Source organism: Pedobacter sp. JY14-1 (assembly GCF_029269825.1).
Classification (GTDB): Bacteria; Bacteroidota; Bacteroidia; order Sphingobacteriales; family Sphingobacteriaceae; genus Pedobacter.
Genome location: NZ_JARJHU010000001.1, coordinates 258,695 through 277,081 on the forward strand (window position 1 = coordinate 258,695; position 18,387 = coordinate 277,081).

12 protein-coding genes are annotated in these 18,387 nt (G+C 52.8%); 1 reads left to right on the plus strand and 11 read right to left on the minus strand.

Annotated features, from left to right (window positions below):
• Positions 1–50 precede the first annotated feature (50 nt).
• The 5 genes from P2W84_RS01110 to P2W84_RS01130 all read right to left on the minus strand — a co-directional run bounded on the left by P2W84_RS01110 (position 51) and on the right by P2W84_RS01130 (position 6,915).
• Positions 51–2,849: a CHAT domain-containing tetratricopeptide repeat protein gene (locus P2W84_RS01110; protein WP_276088252.1), complete on the minus strand. Its 2,799-nt coding sequence runs from the start codon at positions 2,847–2,849 to the stop codon at positions 51–53.
• Positions 2,850–4,238: a S8 family serine peptidase gene (locus P2W84_RS01115; RefSeq protein ID WP_276088253.1), complete on the minus strand. Its 1,389-nt coding sequence runs from the start codon at positions 4,236–4,238 to the stop codon at positions 2,850–2,852.
• A 24-nt stretch (positions 4,239–4,262) separates the two neighbouring features.
• Positions 4,263–4,994 (minus strand): tetratricopeptide repeat protein, encoded by a 732-nt coding sequence (locus tag P2W84_RS01120; RefSeq protein WP_276088254.1) that lies wholly within the window; start codon positions 4,992–4,994, stop codon positions 4,263–4,265.
• Between the two features lies 1 nt (position 4,995).
• Positions 4,996–5,577, minus strand: a complete 582-nt coding sequence (locus P2W84_RS01125) for a sigma-70 family RNA polymerase sigma factor (protein WP_276088255.1) — start codon at positions 5,575–5,577, stop codon at positions 4,996–4,998.
• A gap of 75 nt (positions 5,578–5,652) precedes the next feature.
• A complete protein-coding gene (locus P2W84_RS01130; RefSeq protein WP_276088256.1) occupies positions 5,653–6,915 on the minus strand; it encodes an NAD(P)/FAD-dependent oxidoreductase in 1,263 nt (420 codons plus the stop codon).
• A 59-nt stretch (positions 6,916–6,974) separates the two neighbouring features.
• Here P2W84_RS01130 and P2W84_RS01135 point away from each other — a divergent pair, with 59 nt between their 5' ends.
• Positions 6,975–8,579 (plus strand): Na+/H+ antiporter, encoded by a 1,605-nt coding sequence (locus tag P2W84_RS01135; protein ID WP_276088257.1) that lies wholly within the window; start codon positions 6,975–6,977, stop codon positions 8,577–8,579.
• On the opposite strand, the gene P2W84_RS01140 is transcribed toward P2W84_RS01135, so the two are convergent.
• The 6 genes from P2W84_RS01140 to P2W84_RS01165 form a co-directional block, all read right to left on the minus strand.
• On the minus strand, positions 8,576–10,792 hold the full coding sequence (locus P2W84_RS01140; protein ID WP_276088258.1) for an outer membrane beta-barrel family protein: 2,217 nt from the start codon (positions 10,790–10,792) through the stop codon (positions 8,576–8,578). The genes P2W84_RS01135 and P2W84_RS01140 overlap by 4 nt on opposite strands.
• 12 nt (positions 10,793–10,804) lie before the next feature.
• Complete coding sequence (locus tag P2W84_RS01145) at positions 10,805–12,421, minus strand: M56 family metallopeptidase (protein WP_276088259.1); 1,617 nt, start codon at positions 12,419–12,421, stop codon at positions 10,805–10,807.
• A gap of 28 nt (positions 12,422–12,449) precedes the next feature.
• On the minus strand, positions 12,450–14,168 hold the full coding sequence (locus P2W84_RS01150; protein ID WP_276088260.1) for a BlaI/MecI/CopY family transcriptional regulator: 1,719 nt from the start codon (positions 14,166–14,168) through the stop codon (positions 12,450–12,452).
• Between the two features lie 61 nt (positions 14,169–14,229).
• Positions 14,230–15,888 (minus strand): glycoside hydrolase, encoded by a 1,659-nt coding sequence (locus P2W84_RS01155; protein ID WP_276088261.1) that lies wholly within the window; start codon positions 15,886–15,888, stop codon positions 14,230–14,232.
• 25 nt (positions 15,889–15,913) lie between these two features.
• Positions 15,914–17,764: a beta-L-arabinofuranosidase domain-containing protein gene (locus P2W84_RS01160; protein WP_276088262.1), complete on the minus strand. Its 1,851-nt coding sequence runs from the start codon at positions 17,762–17,764 to the stop codon at positions 15,914–15,916.
• A gap of 134 nt (positions 17,765–17,898) precedes the next feature.
• Positions 17,899–18,336: a tail fiber domain-containing protein gene (locus tag P2W84_RS01165; RefSeq protein ID WP_276088263.1), complete on the minus strand. Its 438-nt coding sequence runs from the start codon at positions 18,334–18,336 to the stop codon at positions 17,899–17,901.
• Positions 18,337–18,387: the final 51 nt, after the last annotated feature.

An 18,387-nucleotide genomic window follows, 5' to 3' on the forward strand; every position in this document is an offset into this window, starting at 1 on the left:
AAAAATTTGATTTTTTTTTATCTTCCGGATGAAGGAGAAAACAACAGCGGTTATTTTGCTTTCCGGAGCAGGGAAAACCCTGCAGCGACGGCCACGGTAGCCACAAACAATATAACGATGAAAACAACCACCTCAAGGCCAGATACCTTTGAAGCCTTGATTAACGGCGAGCTGTCGCCGATAAGAATTGCCGTAGCCCAGTAGCTGGGCAAGGCGTATGCGCCCGAGGGGTCATCCATCAGTTGCAGTCTTGCTTTATAAAGTGCCTCATCTTTCGGAAGCCCCTCCCGAAGGTTGCGGTAAAAGGATTCGGTAAGGCGGTAAGTAGCCTGGTCGCTAGCCTGCCAGAGGTTGGTCACGACTGACGTGGCCCCACCGTTCATACACCCGCGGGCCAGGCTGAAAATTCCTTCACCTCTGGCGTTGCGCCCGACACCGGTATTGCAGGCCGAAAGCACGACCAGTTGCAGTGCGGAGAGGTCTTGCTTTTCCAGTTCAGCCAGGTAGATTGCGGTATCTGCCAGGTAAATCCGCGGTTGCTTTTGATATTCGTCGGCATCGGCATGGGCATAAATCTGCAGGAGACCGGCGCCGGGAATTGCCGCCAGGAAGTTGTTCCGGGTGGCGGATTTTCCGGTAAGCAGCAGTGGTGATGCTGAACGCGCCGCTATCCGTCGCAGAGACAAGTCCGATCCTTTCAGCGAGGGCAGCGGCAAATGGTCTGTTGATCCCTTGTCTGGCCGCTGATCATTTACGGGCGCTATGCCAAGGAATTTATCTTCGGGGGAACGGGTTTTACCCCGTGCCTTCATGAGTATCCTTACTGCTGGTATGTAACTGAAAATGTACTTTTTCGCCAGGAAGCTATCATGTACTTTTTTATTGCTGAGCAGCGCCTCAAAGGGAAACAGGACTTCATCGGCAGAAATAATTACCCTGCCGGGCGCTAGTTTCAGAGGTTGAAAAAGTCTTTGGTAGAGTGCGGTGGCTATGCGGGCATATTTCGGGTATTGCTGGTTCAGCAATGAAGCGTCTGAAACCAGGCGCATCAGCTGACGGGTATCCTTTGCCAGGCCGGGATAGCTGATCCGGACCAGTTCCTGACCTTTGCCGGTAAGTACAAGGGCAAAGATGGCAGACTGACCGTTGAAATATTCAACAAGGCTTTGCCGGTCCCTTCCCAGTTGTGATTTGAGTTTTTTTAAGGGGTATACGCTGCGATCGTACTTTTGCTGATAATACGTGGGATATCGTTTTTCCAGCCCGGAAATAAACTGTTCCCAGGTTTGCTGGGCTTTCAGCCAGCTGGTTTTCCTGGCAGCGTATTCACGGGCACCGAGCGTTCCCGACTGCAGCTGACTGCTGAGCGCGGCGGCCCTTACCCGAAGTGCCTTTTCCTGCTGCTGGTCTGCCGGGCTGAGGCCGCTTGTGGCACTGCGGCTGCTCAATTGATCGTTCAGCAGCGCGGCACGGCTCTTTTCAAAGAAATAATAAGCCTTGGCGCCGTCTTTCAGTTCAAAGCAGGTTTCAAGGCTTTTTTCATAGACCTCTTTTGTCTTTTGCCGCCAGATGAGTTTGGATTGCTGCCCCTGCTGCTTCCAGCGCATGATGTCTATGGCCTGATCGGCCAATTCATATACGGTAAGGGCCTGATGCAGGTAACTGACCTGATGACGCTGTCGGTAAAGCTGCAGCAGTGCATTGGCTTTATTGGCAATGATGGTAGTGGCGAAGTAATCGTTGGCGGCGAGCTTGAGCATTTCCGGGCTGGGATTTGCGTGCAAACTGGTATTGCTGAAGCCAATGGGCAGGGCGTTAAGGGCTTTCTGGTAATAACAGAGTGCCAGGGCATAATTGTTTTGCCGTCCGTAAACAACGCCCATATTGGAATAAAGTCCGGCCTGCTGGTAACGGTCACCGGTCTGCTGGGCGAGTTTGAGGCCTTCCCGGTAGCAACTGAGGGCGCTCTGGTGCTGACCGAGTTCATCGGTATAAACGCTGCCCATATCCAGCAGGTCACGGGAACATTGTTCGGCATTTTCGTGAGCTTGATTTAAGGTAAACGCCTTTTTGTAATAGACAAGTGCTTCTTCGGGCTGCTTCTTTTTTACCTGGAGTTCGGCATTTACGGAATAGCAGGTTGCCAGGTGCAGGGGGTCGTCCCCAGCCTTTTCCAGCAGGGCTATGGCTTGCCTGATATGGGTTTCGGCAGCCAGGTATTGCTGAAGTTCGGCCGACGACTGCGCATATTGGGCCAGCAGGCCGGGAATGGCTTTGGTGTTTCCGGTTTCCCTGGCAAAACGCAATCCCTCTGCGGCTACTTCCGTACTTTGCTGATAATCTCCTGTCTGGTACAGCGCATAGGCCTTCTGTTCGAACGCCATAAAGACGATGAAGTGCTTATCCGGATAAGCGCTTCCCGCGGCGATGCAGCGGTCAAAAAAGAATTGTGATTCCCGCGCCAGATGGAGTCGTTTGCAGAAAATAGCCAGGTTGAAATAGCTGTTGGTCAGAAAAGCAGGATCTGTATCCTGCTGACCGGAAGCATTAATCAGTGCAGCCTGCCGGGTATAGCGCATCGCGTTTTCCAGGTCTTCGTTTTTGCCATACATGTCTCCGATCCGGTGCAGCAACAAGGCATAAAGACGGTTTTTTAGTCTCCCGCATTTCAGGATTTCCTGCTGCAGCTTCTTCAGTGCCGCAATTTTCTGTCCATTGGGCGCTGTACCGCCATGAATGGCTGCGATTTGGACTTCCCGTATGCTGTCGGTCGGACACTGCGCAACAACCGTGGCCGGGAAAAGCAGCAGGCAAAGCAACAGGGATACCAGTCCGGCTTTTATCTTCATCTACTTTATGCAGGAACCATTCTTAATGTATTTTCCGGCAAGTGCAGGATGTTGCTGAAGGATAGTGCCCCCAGAACCATCCGCCGAAGGCAGGGTCTGAAGCAGGCTGAGGAAGTCCTTTTTGCGTAAGGCGGGCACATAAAGGCTTTTGGGACACCATGCACCAATGACGCCACTGGCAATTGCAGTAGCGAAGGAAGAACCGGTAATGATGCTACCGGAGTTGCCGAAAGGCACCTTAAAGCCCATGCCGGAGGCCCTGCTGAACTGGTCGGCGATGACGCCGAGGTCTGCAAACTTACTGGAATGGTTTTGTGAAGGGCTTACACTGCGTCCGTCGGTAGTGGTAACCGTAATGACATTATTGGTCGTGGTGCTGAGATCGGCCGGGTAAAAGTGATGGATGGCCAGGTCGCGCAGTTGCTCGTCGGTCAGGATGACGCCATATTGAAGCTCGTAAATCTTTCTGGCGATCTGGTCGTTGGCTTCGACGCGGTTGCCGGCGGCCGTAACAAAAAGGATGCCTTTTTTGCGCAGGATACCGGTGATGAGTTCTTTGATGTATGGGATGGGGGTTACATAATAATAATAAAATCCCCAGCTGGCGTTGATGATGTGGGCACCTTTGGCAATAGCGAAGTTAATGGCGCAGATGGTGCTGTAGAGGTCGCCCCGGCCATCCTTATCATGGGTCTTCAGGGGCATGATCTTCACACGGTTGGGGCATTTCTCTGTAAACTGATTGACAATGTACTGGCTCACCAGACTGCCGTGCCTTGCCGGGTTGTCATCATGAAAACCGGGTTGATCGGATACGAAGTTCCAGCCTTCCTTTACGTCCTGGTAGCATTTACCCGGAGTGTTGCTTCCCTCCTGCTGCCAGAGATACGCCGTAGACACCAGGCTGGTGTCTACGCCTGTATCCAGCACGGCAATGATGATCTCCTGCTGCTTGTCTCCCCGGGGGCGCTGCGCTACCTGCTTCCCGTCAAGCCGTAAAGGGCCGGGCGCCGGGATGTCATTGAGAAAGTTCAGCGCGTAATGTTCGCCTACGGTGGTAGAAGCTGGTCCTGAGCCTGCCTTCAAAGAATCCTTACTGATCCAGGTGTGAATCCCTTTTGCCGACCAGAGCTGCACGGGAATTTCGCAGTTGCCACAGGTCCTGATCCGGACGCCGGAGGTGTCATAGCCCTGGCGTTCGAAGTTTTTCCGGATGACAAGAATGTCGTCTGCCGTGGGCTTCCTGCGAAAGAAAACAAGGATCTGGTCTTTGCGGTAGGTGCCACTGAGCAGCCTTTCCGTCTTTTTGCTTCGTTCACTGATGAGTGCGGGACCGTAGCGGCGCAGATCGTTGACTGCTTTTCCTGAGGGTCTGATTGGTTTTTTCATGACAGTCTGCTTTTATCTATTGATTCAAAGTTCCTTTAGCCAGGCTTCGGCCTGTTTTTTTCCGAAAAGGTCTTGCTGTACCACTTCGCGCAGGTATTTAACGGCCTGTTCCTGGTCGCCTTGCGCGCCGCGCTTCAGATGGGCCAGTGCTTTGTAGAACAACCCGGGATTGCTGAAGAGTTTCATACGGGAAAGTGTATCAAAGGCGGCGATGGCCTGCGGATATTCTGATTTGGCAAGATAGGACAGCCCGAGGTTTCGGAGCGCTTCCGGACGCAGCAGGCTATCTTTTTCCAGGGTGCGGAACTGGACAATGGCCTCGTCGTAACGGCCTTCGTTATAAGCAGAGATACCTTGTTGTAAGTTTGGAGTATCCGCATCCCCACCCATGCTGAGGCTCAGTGTTTTCAGATTACCGGCAATATATTCACGGGCCAGGTCCTCAGGACCTGGCTGCCGGAAAAACACCAGCCAGCCTGCAATCAGCGCGATACATGCCGCAGCGGCATACAACGAAATTGTTTTGAACGGAAGTTTTCTGACTGGCTTTGATGCAGACAGCTCCTGGTACATTTTATCAAATTCTCTTTTCTTCTGTTCCTTTACTTCCTGTTTCAGCGCCGAACGCGCCATCAGGTATGCGGCCACATCTTCAGCCAGTCCGGCATCGGCTACACACCTTTCCTCAAATGCGGTCTTTTCCCCTGCAGAAAGGTTTCCTTCAAAATAGGCAGCTATAAGTTCTGTATCGTTCATTTTACCATTTGCTGAGATTCATCATTTTCCGCAGTTTATCGAGGCAGCGCAACCTGCTGGTTTTTACCACTTCGGCTGAGTGGTAACCGGTCATTTCCGCAATTTCCCGGTCGCTGTAGCCGTCTTCAAAATAAAGCAGTACTTCCCTGCATTTAGCACCGAGTTCCTGTATGCAGCGCATCACCTGCTGCCACTGGTCTCTGGCGATGAGTTGCTGTACGGCATTCTTTGCTTTATCGGGTAGCTGCAGGATCATTTCGTCTATGGCCAAACCATGGTTGACCTGTTGCTTATTGGTCGTATCTTTCCGCAAAAGGTCAACACATTTATTGGAAAAAATCTGGTATACATAAGATTTGAGTGCCGAACGGCCTTCGAAACGGTTTTGTAAGATATGGTCGATGACCACAATGACCGTATCGGAATAAGTGCTTGCCGCATCTTCTTCTGTAATGCCATATTTACGGCTGCCATGGACGATCAGGTAAAAAAATGACCTGTAAAGTTCCCGCTCAAAAAAACGTCTTTGTCTCCCTCCTGCCTTTAGTCCTTCGATTAATTCAGCCTCAGAATGTAAACTCATGGTATACCTGTAATTGCATCACTTATGTTACAATATAAACATTATATACATAATACTAAGCTACGGGTAATTTTTTTAACAGCCGGTTGCGGTCACCTTTTTTACAACTTCCTCCGCACTGAGCAGCGCGGCTTCCACGGTTCCCGAAAATTCGCCTTCGTACAGGGCTTCACCTGCAAAAAAGAGGGTTCCTGCTACCGGCTTGTTCATCTGGCTGCGTGCAGCACTGGTCTCTGGTGTCGGGTAGCTGTATGCACCCGCGAAACAAGGCTGCTGCTGCCAGTTGGTGATATGGATGGCCTTTATATTGAGCCTGAGCTTATTGAGCGGCTGACCGAACAGTGCTGCAATGGACAACATGGCCATGTCCCGGAGTACGGTCTCGGGATGGGCAGAGAGTGCGCTGGCCCGGGTTCCTCCTGCCCAGCCTGTAAGCACATTACTGCTGAAGGGATGTTGTGTCCACCAGGTAGGAAATGGCTGATCGCCCAGGAAGAATGCATCGTCCGGTTTCCAGACAGGTTCCCTGAAGGCCACTGCGGCCTTAATGACTGCACCAAACCCGATATTCCGGGCCGCCTCTGTATATTCATTGATGGAGGGTGAAAAGAGGATGCTGTTGGGATTATTTGGCTGCAATGCACTGACCGGCACGGTAATGACCGCTCTTTGCGCCCGATATGAACGCCCGTCAAGGGTAAAGGCAGTAACCGATCCGGGACTCCAGGTCAGTTGTTTGACAATGGCATCGGTGATGATCCTTATTCCTTTTTGCTGACACGCCGACTCCAGGTAGGCGACAAGTTTTCCGTATCCGGGTTCGATCTGAAAGGTCTGTTCCCCTGCGGACCATTCCCTGTAAAGGGCTTTGATACTGACCCGTTCCGGATCGGCAACGTCAAACCCTTCCGCATAGCGCCGGGCCTCGGTATTCAGCTCCTCATGGGCAGGATCACCAAAGTGTTCATTGAGGAAGGCCCCCAGCGGCTGGTCCTGTGGAACCGAACCCATCTTTTCCAGCAGCTCATCCCAGCCGGTCACCATTTCTTCAGCGGGAATCAACGACTGGTCGCGGAACCGGTACATCTTACCTTCCACTTCCCTGAAGCGCGCACCTGCTTTTCTGAGCAGGGAAAAACTCATGGTGGCATTGCCATGCACAAATTCAGCTCCTTCCTTGACCACTTCGTCGAAGCCGGGGCGATGGGTATCCAGGATACGGCCTCCGAGACGGTTGCTGCCCTCAAGCAGGGTCACTTCGCAACCGGCAGAGAGTTGCAGGGCCGTGTAAAGGCCGGATATACCGCCACCGATAATGAGTACGTGCTGCTTTTCCATGATCGCCAAAATTAACATTTAAGGCTTCGGTCTTGTTTTTAAACCGTTATTTTTACGGGATGATACATGAAAACCTGCTCCTTATCCTGGCTTTGTTCTTTGCCATGGCGATGCTTTACCTGCTGAGCCAGCGCTGGAAGATCTCTTTTCCGATCTTCCTGGTGATCGGCGGACTGGCCATCAGCCTGATTCCGGGAATGCCGGTGATCAGTATAGACCCGGATCTGGTTTTCCTCATCTTTCTGCCGCCGTTGCTTTTCGAAGCCGCCTGGTATACTTCCTGGAACGATTTCTGGAAGTGGAAGCGTTCCATTGGTTTACTTGGCTTCGGACTGGTACTGATCACTTCGCTGGCCATCGCTTATTTTTCGGTAAGCATCGTACCCGGCTTTACACTGGCCCTGGGCTTCCTGCTGGGCGGGGTGATCTCGCCCCCCGATGCAGTGGCTGCTACTTCGGTATTGAAGGGCGTGAACATGCCGAAGCGCGGACTGACCATACTGGAGGGCGAAAGCCTGGTGAACGATGCCGCATCGCTGACGGTGTTCCGTTTTGCGCTTGCGGCCATATTGACGGGGCAGTTCGTACTGCAGAAGGCCGTTACAAATTTCTTTATACTTTCGGCAATGGGCATCATGGTTGGCCTGGTGATTGCACACGTGCTTTATTTTATCCTGAGGTATTGGGCAAAATCGTCGAACATTACGACACCGATCACCCTGATTGCCCCTTACCTGATGTATATCGTGGCGGAACAGTTCCATTGGTCGGGTGTACTTGCCGTAGTGAGCGGCGGGTTGTTCCTTTCCTTCCGCTCCCACGACTTTATGAATTACCATACGCGGTTGCAGGCCAAGGAGGTCTGGGCTACACTGGGCTTTTTGCTGAACGGCTTTGTCTTTATCCTGATCGGCCTGGAGCTGCCGGTGATCGTAGCCGGACTGGAAGATTATTCCATGGAGGAAGCGATCAGGTATGCGCTGATCATCAGTGCCATCGTCATTATCGTGCGGATCGTGATGGTCTATGTGGCGGCTTTTCTGCCAAGAATGCTTTCTGCAGGTGTACGCAGAAGAGAAACCAGCCCGGGCCTGAAGCTGCCCTTCATTATCGGCTGGGCGGGCATGCGCGGGGTGGTATCGCTCGCTTCTGCGCTGGCCATTCCGCTGACGCTTAATAACGGAGCGCCTTTCCCCCACCGCAACCTGATCCTGTTCATTACGTTTATTGTCATTTTAATTACCCTTGTTTTTCAGGGGCTTACCCTTCCGCTTTTCCTGAAATGGCTGAAGGTGGAGGAAATGGACGACCACATACCGGAAGACGAGCAGATCGATGCGATCCGTTTGCAGCTGGCCAGGGAATGCGTGCAGTACCTGGATGATAAATACACGGAGGAAATGCGTCAGTTTGAGACCATTGCCCGCATCAAGGAGCAACTGGAACGGAGCATCAGGGCTTCGGAACGGATGACCATTGAGCAGTCACAGCGCGAGGAAGTGGGCTCGGTAAGGAAACTGTACAGGGAGATCATGCTGGAGCTGATCTCCCTGCGCAGGGCGGGACTGGGCCGCATCCGGGCAGCAAAGACTTACGACCACGAGGTCTTGCGGGATATGGAGGAAAACCTCGACCTGGAAGAAGCCCGGCTAAACAAACACTAATTCTTCACCCGGTCCTTCTCACTTTCCGCACCGTTGGCCTCGTGTTTCCTGAGGCCGGTTATGGCCTTACCGAAACGATAACTCAGGGAAATCACTGCTGTACGTGTATCGCTGAGGTTGCGGTAGCTGGCCCTGGTACCCGCCAGGTTGTTGATGTCTCCGCCCCCGGCAAACGTATAGAAAATGTCGTTGACGACCAGGCTGGCGGAAGTGCTGGCAGAAAACTTCCTGGAAACGGATGCGGTGACTTTGCCCCTGCGTGTTGAGACGAACTGGGCACTGGTGACCCGGCTCTGGTAGCCGCCCTCGGCCTGAAGCGTCCAGTCTTTGGGAAGCCTGAACTGGAATACTGGCCTTACAAAGAAATAGGTTCCTTTATTGTCCAGCCTGCCGTTGTAAAAATCGCTGATGGTATGGATCTGCACCGCGTTGGCGTAAAACTGGAAATTGAGCCATTTGGCCAGGTCAACGTTGGTGTTGGTAAAAATGCCTTTGGAGACCTGCTTGTCCAGGTTGCCCGGACGGCTGTAGTAAATACCGTCCCGGATCTCAATGGTTTCCCGGATGCCGGCGGTTTGATAGCTGTAGTTGAGTGAAGCATTGAAGTGCTTCCAGCGGTAGGCCAGTTCCAGGTTGTGATTGTAGGATGCCTTCAGGAAGGGATTTCCGGTATAGAACGTAAACTTATCGAGCGGAGCAACGAAGGGGTTCAGGTCCTGGTAGTATGGCCGGTCTACGCGCTTGCTGTACCCGAAGTTCAGGCTGCTGCCGCCGGCACTGTCCAGTTTGTATTGCAGGAAGAAGGTGGGAAACAGGCTGGCATAACTGCGGTTGAACGAGGAATCGCTTCGGAGCGCATTGCCGAGCTGGTGGCCCCTGGAACTGGTATGCTCAAAACGCAGCCCTGCCTGTATGGAAATACGCCCAAAATCCTTATCGGCATTGAGGTAGCCGGCACTGATCTGCTCCCGGTAAAGAAAGTGGTTGGTTTTATCGTAGTCTGGCCGGGTAATGCCGGAGACGGTAATATCATAATCGGCAGCATTGTCGGTCTTAGTGATACTGGTCTTCAATCCTGCCGAATATTTGAGCGTCTTGGAAAGTACTTTGCTGAAATCTGTTTTCAGGGAATAGATGTCAATACCTGAAAAGAGCGCGCCGCGCAGCAGGTCCCTGGAAGATATGGAGCCATCGGGCAGGTAACCGGTGTTGTCGAAGCGCTGGTGGTTACGGTCCTCGTAGCGTACATAATCGGCATCGGCGGTCAGTTCGGTACCTTCCTTGTCGAAACGGTGCCGGTAGTTGAGGTTGGCGCTGCCATTGCGGAAGCGTAGCTTTTCATTGTTCCAGGCCACAATGCTCGAATCCAGCGCACCCTGAGGCGCAAATACATTACTGACATTGTGTACGTTTTCACTGCCGGGATTCAGCAGTCCGTTAAAGCCAATGCCCAGGGTGCTTTTTTCGGACAAATAATAATCTGCACCCAGCCTGCCGTTATAATTGGAATTGCGCCGCCGGATAAAGGAGTTTTGCAGGAAATCGCCTGTGGGCTGCCCTTCCTGGCCAAAAAAATGACGTTCAAGATCAAGGTCGTTGAAGCCATTGGCGGTATTGTAACTGAAATTGCCGAAGACGTTGAGTTTGTTTTGCCGGAAGTCGAAATTGAGCCCGTTATTGGTCTTGCCGTAAATGCCTTGTGAATAGCCAAGGCTCAGGCTGCCGTTGAAACCGGGTGTCTTGTTTCGCTTGAGCCGGATGTTGATGATACCGCCCCCACCCGCGGCATCATACCGGGCAGGCGGATTGCTCATCAGCTCTACCACGTCGATGGATGAGGCGGTGATGGAACGCAGGTAGCTTTCCAGGGCCGTTCCGGACAGATAGGTTGGCTTGTCGTTGATGTAGATGGTCACCCCGGCCTTTCCCTGCAGGCTGATGTTTGCGTCCTGTTCGACAATGACGCCGGGCGATTGCCCCAGCACATCGAGTGCGGTGCCACCGGCGGCGCTCATCAGTGCATCGGCATTGACAATGGTGCGGTCGACCTTGTGGACCAGGACGGGCTTGCGCGTGCTGATCTTTACTTCTTTCAGCAATTTGGTTGTGTCGGATTTTGCGGTATCCGGTTTACCGGGCAGGCTCTGTGCCTGCGCAAAAGTAAGGGCAATAGTTGTCCAGGCCGCTAAAAAAGCGGCAATTTTAAGCGTCATAAGGTTATGGGTTTAAGGTTTTACTTCCGTTTCGGTATCGTAATTATAGTACAGCGTCCAGCTGTTGCTGCCCACCTGGGGAACGTGCCGCGCTTTGTACCTGGAGAATATTTCCGGACTCTGGCGCTGTCCGTTAATGATCATTTCTTTTTCATTGAGCTTGAAGGAAACATTTTGGTCATCCGGACTGACCAGCCCTTCATCGATCAGTTGCTTCAGTACCTTTTCGCCAATGGTTGGGGTTTTGGGCTGATAATCGTTGTCGCCCGCCTTGTAGGCAATGGGTGTTAGGGGCGTTTGGGGCTTAAGGGGCTCTTCAGCCACAGGCTGCACGCTGCCCTGGCGGACCGATAGGGCAGCGACAGGTTGCAGTTTGGACTGGCGGGCAGAAATCGGGCTCAGCGGGTGAATAGCAACAGTATCCTTATCTGCTTCTGAAGTAATCTTCGGTGCATTCTTTTCCGGCACTTCTCCAGGGGTTTCCGTTTTAGAATGGCTCACCGTTGTACTGCGGACGGTGATGGTTCTTTTGGCAGACGGCGCCGCTTGCTGAAGCGCGGATACCGCAGCGGGTGCTGCAGGCTTCCCGACGGGCCGCTTCCAGGAAAAGGAAACGGTGAGCAATACAGTGGACAGTACCATGATCAGCAGCACCAGCCGGTCACGTACGTTCAGGTTGGCCTGATCTCCTGATACGATGCGTTTCACCCGGTGGAGCAAGCCATACTTCCGGCTGCCCATTCCGGCAAAGGCCATGGCATAAGGCAGGCCTGCGCCTGTTTGTTCTTCACAGAATACCAGCGCTTCAATGTAAGCGGCCTTGCTGCCCGAATGGGCCACGGCCAGGTCGTCGCAACAGTTTTCACGCTCGGCGCGCACCATCCCCGAGATCCACAGCACGGCGGGATTGAAAAAGAAGATGATTTCCAGCAGGCTCTGCATGAGGTTAACCAGGTAATCCCGCCTGAGGATATGTGCCAGCTCGTGCAGGAGAATAGCCTCGATGCCCTGCGGGGGCAAGGCTGTAAGCATGCCTGCGGGCAGCAATACCAGGGGCTTTAAATGGCCGATGACCATGGGCACTTTCGCAAGGCCCGATTCGGCCAGCCTGACAGTCGCTGTCAGCCCCAGCCGGACAGCGAGCCCGTCAAGACGCCCCTGCCAGTCGGCACCGGGATAGGCGATCTTCCTGGTCCTGAGCCCGTGCAGGTGGTAAAGACCTGCGGTAAGCTGCAGCATTCGGAGGAGAACGATGAGCAGCCAGCCGGTAACGATGAATTCTGCATGGGCGTTTAGGTAGTCAAGCAGGCGGAACAAGCCGGTATCTGCATTCAACTTCCCTGCATAGGCAAAGTCAGTTATCCCTGCATTTGCGCTACCCGAAACGATCGCATGCTGGCCGGCGGCCGGCTGACCAATGGTGCTGCCTGTACGGTGCTTTTCCAGGCTGATCAGAAAGGTGGCCGCGGCAGACACCGCGAACAGCAACAGCGAAGCGACCAGCAAACGGTAGCGCAGGGCAGCGCCTGAACGTCTGGTGGTCAGCGTAATGACCACACCTGCTGCTGCAAGTAGGGCGCCCTGCCAGAAGGAATGCAGGATCATATCGTATAGGGCCTTGAGTTCCATATCGGGATTCGGTTAGGTGATGAAGTGTTTATCCAAGCTTTTTTAAGATTTCCCTGATCTCATCGAGTTCCTGGGCTGAGGTTTTTCGGTTGCCCAGCAGCTGCATGACGAGCTTGCTGGCGGAGCCTTTATAGAGCGTATCGACAAAGCGGTCCAGTAACTGTGATTTGGTCTGCTGTTCCTCTTCGGCTACGGAGTAGATATGCTTCATCTGGCTTTCGTCCCTGAGCAGGATGCCCTTCTCTGCCATGATCTGCATGAGCTTGAGCGTAGTGGTATAGTTTACGTCCTTCTGTTTGAGCAGTTCGTCGTTGACCTGGCGTACCGTAGACGGACCGGTTTCCCACAATACCTGCAGAATTTCCAGCTCCGATTTGGTCGGTTCTAAAGACCTCTCCTTGGTTTCATTCTTTTTCATGAAACTAAGGTAGGAAACTTTTCGTACGAAACAAGGAATATGTTTATTTTTTTTCGGCGGTGGCGGTGGCACGCTTGTGAAGGGTACCTGCTTACGCAGCATTTTGCCCGCATAGCCTGATAAATAAAGGTAATAGTCTGAGGGAATGTCGTCCTCGAAGGTGACGAAAGTGCTGGCCCCGACCGGCGGGTTTTTGGAGATCTTGAAAATAGCCGTGCCTTCGTCGATCTCGTCAAACATGGCGACATAAAGCATTCCGGCCTGGTTGCGGACCGCGCTGCTGATCTGCTTCCAGAAGAACCGTCCCCTATCTCGCGGGATCTGGTTGGATGGGGCGCGTGGATTCATGTTGTGCCAGCTGAATCCCGGAAAGACTACTCCTACATAGTCCAGCCCATTGGTTTTGCACCAGGCGATGTCGTCCTTCTGGACCGCAGCATACCGCTCATAGGTTTTGTCGTCGCTGTAACGTCCTATGGTCCAGGGATGGACGATATCTGCGCGCTTGATGACCTCGTGCAGGTAGGGGTCTTTCTGGGTGTCGTTCCCGAATTCGCGCCAGTAGGTCGGTACGCCCAGCATCACCGAACACCCGCCGTAGACCGGATCATTCTTGAGGAAATCGATCATCTTCGCCACATCTTTCAGGGTGTATTTGCGGTTGTCATTGAAACCAACGCCCCAAAGTACGACCAGCGGCTTACCATTATGGTACAGGTAGCTTTGCCGGTCGCCCCGTGCGGTTACCTTCATGCTGTCGACCAGGTTCTTCCAGTCGTTAATGAGCACCGGTACGTCTACGCTGTCCCGGCAGCCGGACAAATCGTACATGACCGAAATGGCCCGGCCGCATTCTTCTGCATATTTCAGGGCATTGCCAAGTACGGTATTGAAGTGATGACGGCCTGACCTGCCCCTGATCTCGGCGACGAAACGCTGCATAAAGACGCCATCTATGCCGTATTCCTTCATCCAGCGGAAGTGGGTCTGTATGGTCGAGGCGTCGTGTGCGCTCGTGAGATACGCGGGGCTGCCATCGGCATGTTTGAATGCAGTTGCGTATACTTTGGGTTGTTCGCTTACATCGGGCCAGAGGTCTACATTGGTGCTTCCGGGCTCGAACTTGCCGCGGGACTGGTAATGGTACCATCCCCTGCCCGCTCCATCGTCCGGTGTATTGTGCCAGCCCTGGTAGCCCGCCATCAGCAGGCCTTTATAACTGGTGAACCGCGAGGTCTTGCTGTGTTTGCGCTGCGCGGCCAGCTCTTGGGTGCAGCAAAAGAATATCAAAAGACCGCACAATAAATAACGTTGGTTCAGGAGGTTCATTGGTGTCGTTTTGGATCAAAGAAACAGCGGACCGCTTAAAATTTGATTAATAAATCACTAATTACCGGAAGATATCGGGATATTTCCGGATAAAGTAGACTGGTGTACAGCTCCAGGCATGACAATAACTATTCACGGGGAAGAAATTGTAAGGTGACAGCTTGTCGTTATCGGGATCATAAGCCTCCCAGAAAGTATCTGCTCCCTTATTGACCATTCCGCCCCAGTAATTTTCGACCAAGGCCCTCGCTTCCTGATGGAGCCCGGACTGTATGAGGGCTGCTACGTAATAATGGGTAAGGTAAGGGGTACCGGGCTTTACGGCATTTTTCGAGGTGGCGAGTGCCTTCATCGCTTTTTGCGCCTGAGCTTTGGAGGCCACCCCGCTTAAAACCATCCAGGATTGAGAGGCATAAGAGACCTGCCTGGACTGGCCGCTTAGGAAAAGACCGGATTTAGCGTCGTATAGTGAGGTCCGGGCCGCAGCAGTCATCTTGCTGATGAGCGGCGGCAAGGTGGCTACTTCCTGTTCCTTGCCAAGTTTCCGGGCAAGTTCAATTGTTTCCTTCATGGTATAAATCATGATGCCCTGCAATGAGGCCTGCTTGTCCAGGCCGTCGCGCCAGTCTACAAATAGCCACCAGCCTTCCTTTTGGGCGGATTCCGGCTGGAACAGCCCTTTGCTGTCCAGATGGCGGGCGATGTTGTCCATCTGCCGCCTGGCTACCGGCCAGAGATCGAGCGCGGTTTCGCGGTCTGAAGTAGCCATCAGATATTCTTTGAGTGCTACATTGTACAGCAGGGCATATTCGAAGAGAAAGGACTGCCCTTCCTGCGCATGCAGTTGCGGGGTTTCAAAAGTACTTGCATAGAGGAAACCATCCTGCTGTGCCAGGGCTGCGAGTATATAGAGGCAGCGTTTGGTGAGCTGGTGATTTTTAAAGGAATAAGTATTGGCCAGTGATTCCAGGTAAAGATCGCCGATCCACAGGCGCCTGTCACGCTTGGGCCCGTCTTCATACACGGTTTGCATGCACTCTTTGAGTGTAGCAAGGCCTGTTGCGTCGATTTTAGAGATGAGCGCTGAAGTGCCTGGCTGGAGTGGTTCGGGCTGTGTGGACACGGAACTTACTGCCTTAAACTTCATGTCGCTGATGACAAAATCAAAGCCTCCTGAACTGCCCAGTAAATCTATTTTCAGGTATCTGAAGGCAACACGGCGCGGCAAGGTGAAAGTAGCGGGCAGTTCGGTAATGGTGACGGTCTCGTCCTGCAGCCAGGCGCGGCTGAGCCCTCCGGGATAGGGATCGAATGGGGTGGCCAGCTCTGCCGGTACTTCTCCAAAGGTAAGCTTGAAGCGCAATGGTGCGTCTGAAAAGTTCCGGATGGATTTGATGGTAAAAGTAAAATAACCGGTGAGGTGCTCGCCAAAGTCGACCACGGTGCCGGACTGCTGCTTGAAGGAGCGGGAATATAGGCTTTCCATATCCCCTGCGGGCACAGTTTTCCAGCCCTGGAAGGCGCTGGGATCGGCTTCGAGCTTCACCAGCCTGACCGGCCGCTTCTCTGTTTCGATGAGGGCTGGTTTACTGGCCTCTGCTTTATCTAACCAGGCGCGGCGCTGTTCCGCCGTATAATGATCCTGGGCCTTCGACATTGCCGGCAGTAATATTGCTGCCCATATTATGGAAAGCACACTAGGCTTAATTTTCTTTAACATCTTCTGATCTTATTTATTTCCAGCTTTACTTCCTGGGATCTATGATCTGGGGCAGCCAGGTGATGAAATAACCCTTTTTAGCACCGTTTCCTGCTGAAGCGTAATCGCAGAAGTCTGTGGTGACGGCCTGGGCAGCGGCCTCGGTATAGGACTCTGGTACAAAGCGGTACCTGAATTGCAGCCAGCCGTCTTTTTCCTGGTGCGGTACAGGTTCCAGCTCTACGTACCCTGATGGGTTACTGATGTCTACGACAGACCCCATGCCGACACCGGGCAGTGATTCGTCGCGGGCAAGCAGGACGGGTCCGCGCATCAGGGCGGCATGCTGGCGGCTGTCATCGGCATAAACGACACGGCCCCGCATATCGAGGCTGAGCTGCACGGAATCCCCGCTCTTCCAGTTGCGCCTCAGTGCAAAATACTGTCCGGGTGTGGTCACTTTTGTCGTATCGCCGTTGACGATGATGCTGGTTTTTGCGCTCCATGAAGGGATGCGGAAATCAATACTGAAGGTTTCTTCTTTTTGTAGTTTAAGACCAAAACGGATAGTACCTTCTTCCGGATAGCTCGTTTGCTGGGTCAGCAATGCCGGACGCCCCCAGGGCAGCGCGATCTGGTATTCGCCGGGTACATAGTAATTTACGGCGATACCGTCTGGAGAGGCCATTACTACATGCTCGGGCAGGTTAAACAAGCCCCTCGGGCCGCTGGCGACACAGCAATTGATGTTCATACCACACTGACCGCTACCGGGTAAACGATAACCGGTCAAGGGGGTGTATTTGGCCCATTCGGCACCGTCCGGGCTCATGGAGCCCAGCAGCGCATTGTAATAGCTTTGTTCTACGGCATCGGCATATTTAGCTTCACCGGTGAGCCTCAGCAGTTGCTGGCTCAGCTTGATCCAGGTCACGGTAACGCAGGTTTCCTGGTAATGATGTACCGGATGTGCCTGTTTCGCACGACCGCCGAACCACATTTCGGTGGAGGCACCCGAGCCTGCCACGTTGATCTCGGTATCATAGATATTCTTCCAAGTTTGCTCAACGGCTTCTTTATAGGCGGGCTTGCCGGTAAGCCGGTAGAGTTCGAGCAAACCTTCATAGCAGGACATCATTTCATAAGCCTTCTGCCCTTGTTCGTAAGAATACCAGTTCTGGGGTTTAGGAAAACGTTTGGCCACATCGGTACGTGCCATGCTGATCAGCTTAGGCCCCTGCGGGGTTTCCCACTGGGCAACGATCTGTTCTGCAAATTCAAGGTATTTTTTGCTTTTTGTCGCCTTGTAGAGCTGGCAGACTGGCTCCAATATAGACGAAGTGGCCATTCCCCGGTAATTGCCCTTGGTGACGATGATGCCGTCTGCCGCTTTGAGCTCTTCCATCAGGTGGTCTGCCACTCCCCTTGCGGCTTTAAGGCTTTTCTGATCTGCAGTAAGGTTATAATAGTCCAGCAGGCCAAGCAGGCAGTATTTGCGGCCCCAGATGTCCCATTGCTGTAACCTTGCCTCTGGCTTGTAATTGCCGATATAACCGTCGTCGCTTTGGGTAGCGATCAGCTTGCTTACTGCTGAATCGAGCTTGGTTCTGAGCGCAGATGTGGGCTGATACTTATAGGCCAGCACGGCTGATGTGAACCACTTGCCCCAGAATTCGCTTTGCCATTGGCTGGTTTCATTTCTATCCTTAAAGGGCGCGATCAGGGCATCGATATCCTGTGCCAGGACCCGGTTCTGATAGGCGTTCTGTAAACGCGTGCCGATCTGGCCTTTGATGCTTTCGCGTTCTGCTGCCTTAAATTTGTCCTGTGCTTTCGAATAGGGAGATACGAAGAGGAAAAGGCCACAGGCCATTCCCTTGAGCAGGAATTTGTACATAGTTTCAGTTGTGTGTTTACTTGGTGTGGTTAAATTTACCAAAAAAACGGAAAGACACCAACCTGCACTGTGATGGTCATAAAAAAAGCGCCGCATTGCTGCGACGCTCTCAAACTAAACTAACGGAACAAACTTTATCTTGCTTGCTTTTTCAGCAGGCCGATTTCCTTTTTCAGCATTTCGATCTCCGACTGCTGCTCCTTAATGGCGGCAACCAGTACCGGGATCAGGTCTTTGTTATCGACTTCCTTATAAGTGACGACCTTGTTGCTGTTCTTTCCTGATGGATATTGCCTGGCGGTCTCATGCACGAGCTCTGGGAATGATGACTGTACGTTGCTGGCCAGGAAACCGTATTGATTGCCCGAGGGCAGGTTGAGGCCTTTGTATTTCTTGACATCATACTGGAATTTAACTGGCTCCAGGTTGATGAGCTGCCGGGCAGAGCCGGAAACCTTTTCTACGTTGACTTTGAGTTCGCTCTCTTCGATGTTCTGAGCGTTCACTGTAAATACACAGGCACTAAGGAAAAGTCCGAGTACGGCACTTTTACCCAAAATTGGATACTTCATATTGCTGTTTAAATTAAATGGTTTAAAACTTAATTGCTGCTTACAGAAATC

Bases quoted from the DNA above. Each gene is read 5' to 3' on its own strand.
- P2W84_RS01110 (WP_276088252.1), bottom strand. From the start codon at position 2,849: ATGAAGATAAAAGCCGGACTGGTATCCCTGTTGCTTTGCCTGCTGCTT.
- P2W84_RS01115 (WP_276088253.1), bottom strand. From the start codon at position 4,238: ATGAAAAAACCAATCAGACCCTCAGGAAAAGCAGTCAACGATCTGCGC.
- P2W84_RS01120 (WP_276088254.1), bottom strand. From the start codon at position 4,994: ATGAACGATACAGAACTTATAGCTGCCTATTTTGAAGGAAACCTTTCT.
- P2W84_RS01125 (WP_276088255.1), bottom strand. From the start codon at position 5,577: ATGAGTTTACATTCTGAGGCTGAATTAATCGAAGGACTAAAGGCAGGA.
- P2W84_RS01130 (WP_276088256.1), bottom strand. From the start codon at position 6,915: ATGGAAAAGCAGCACGTACTCATTATCGGTGGCGGTATATCCGGCCTT.
- P2W84_RS01135 (WP_276088257.1), top strand. From the start codon at position 6,975: ATGATACATGAAAACCTGCTCCTTATCCTGGCTTTGTTCTTTGCCATG.
- P2W84_RS01140 (WP_276088258.1), bottom strand. From the start codon at position 10,792: ATGACGCTTAAAATTGCCGCTTTTTTAGCGGCCTGGACAACTATTGCC.
- P2W84_RS01145 (WP_276088259.1), bottom strand. From the start codon at position 12,421: ATGGAACTCAAGGCCCTATACGATATGATCCTGCATTCCTTCTGGCAG.
- P2W84_RS01150 (WP_276088260.1), bottom strand. From the start codon at position 14,168: ATGAACCTCCTGAACCAACGTTATTTATTGTGCGGTCTTTTGATATTC.
- P2W84_RS01155 (WP_276088261.1), bottom strand. From the start codon at position 15,888: ATGTTAAAGAAAATTAAGCCTAGTGTGCTTTCCATAATATGGGCAGCA.
- P2W84_RS01160 (WP_276088262.1), bottom strand. From the start codon at position 17,764: ATGTACAAATTCCTGCTCAAGGGAATGGCCTGTGGCCTTTTCCTCTTC.
- P2W84_RS01165 (WP_276088263.1), bottom strand. From the start codon at position 18,336: ATGAAGTATCCAATTTTGGGTAAAAGTGCCGTACTCGGACTTTTCCTT.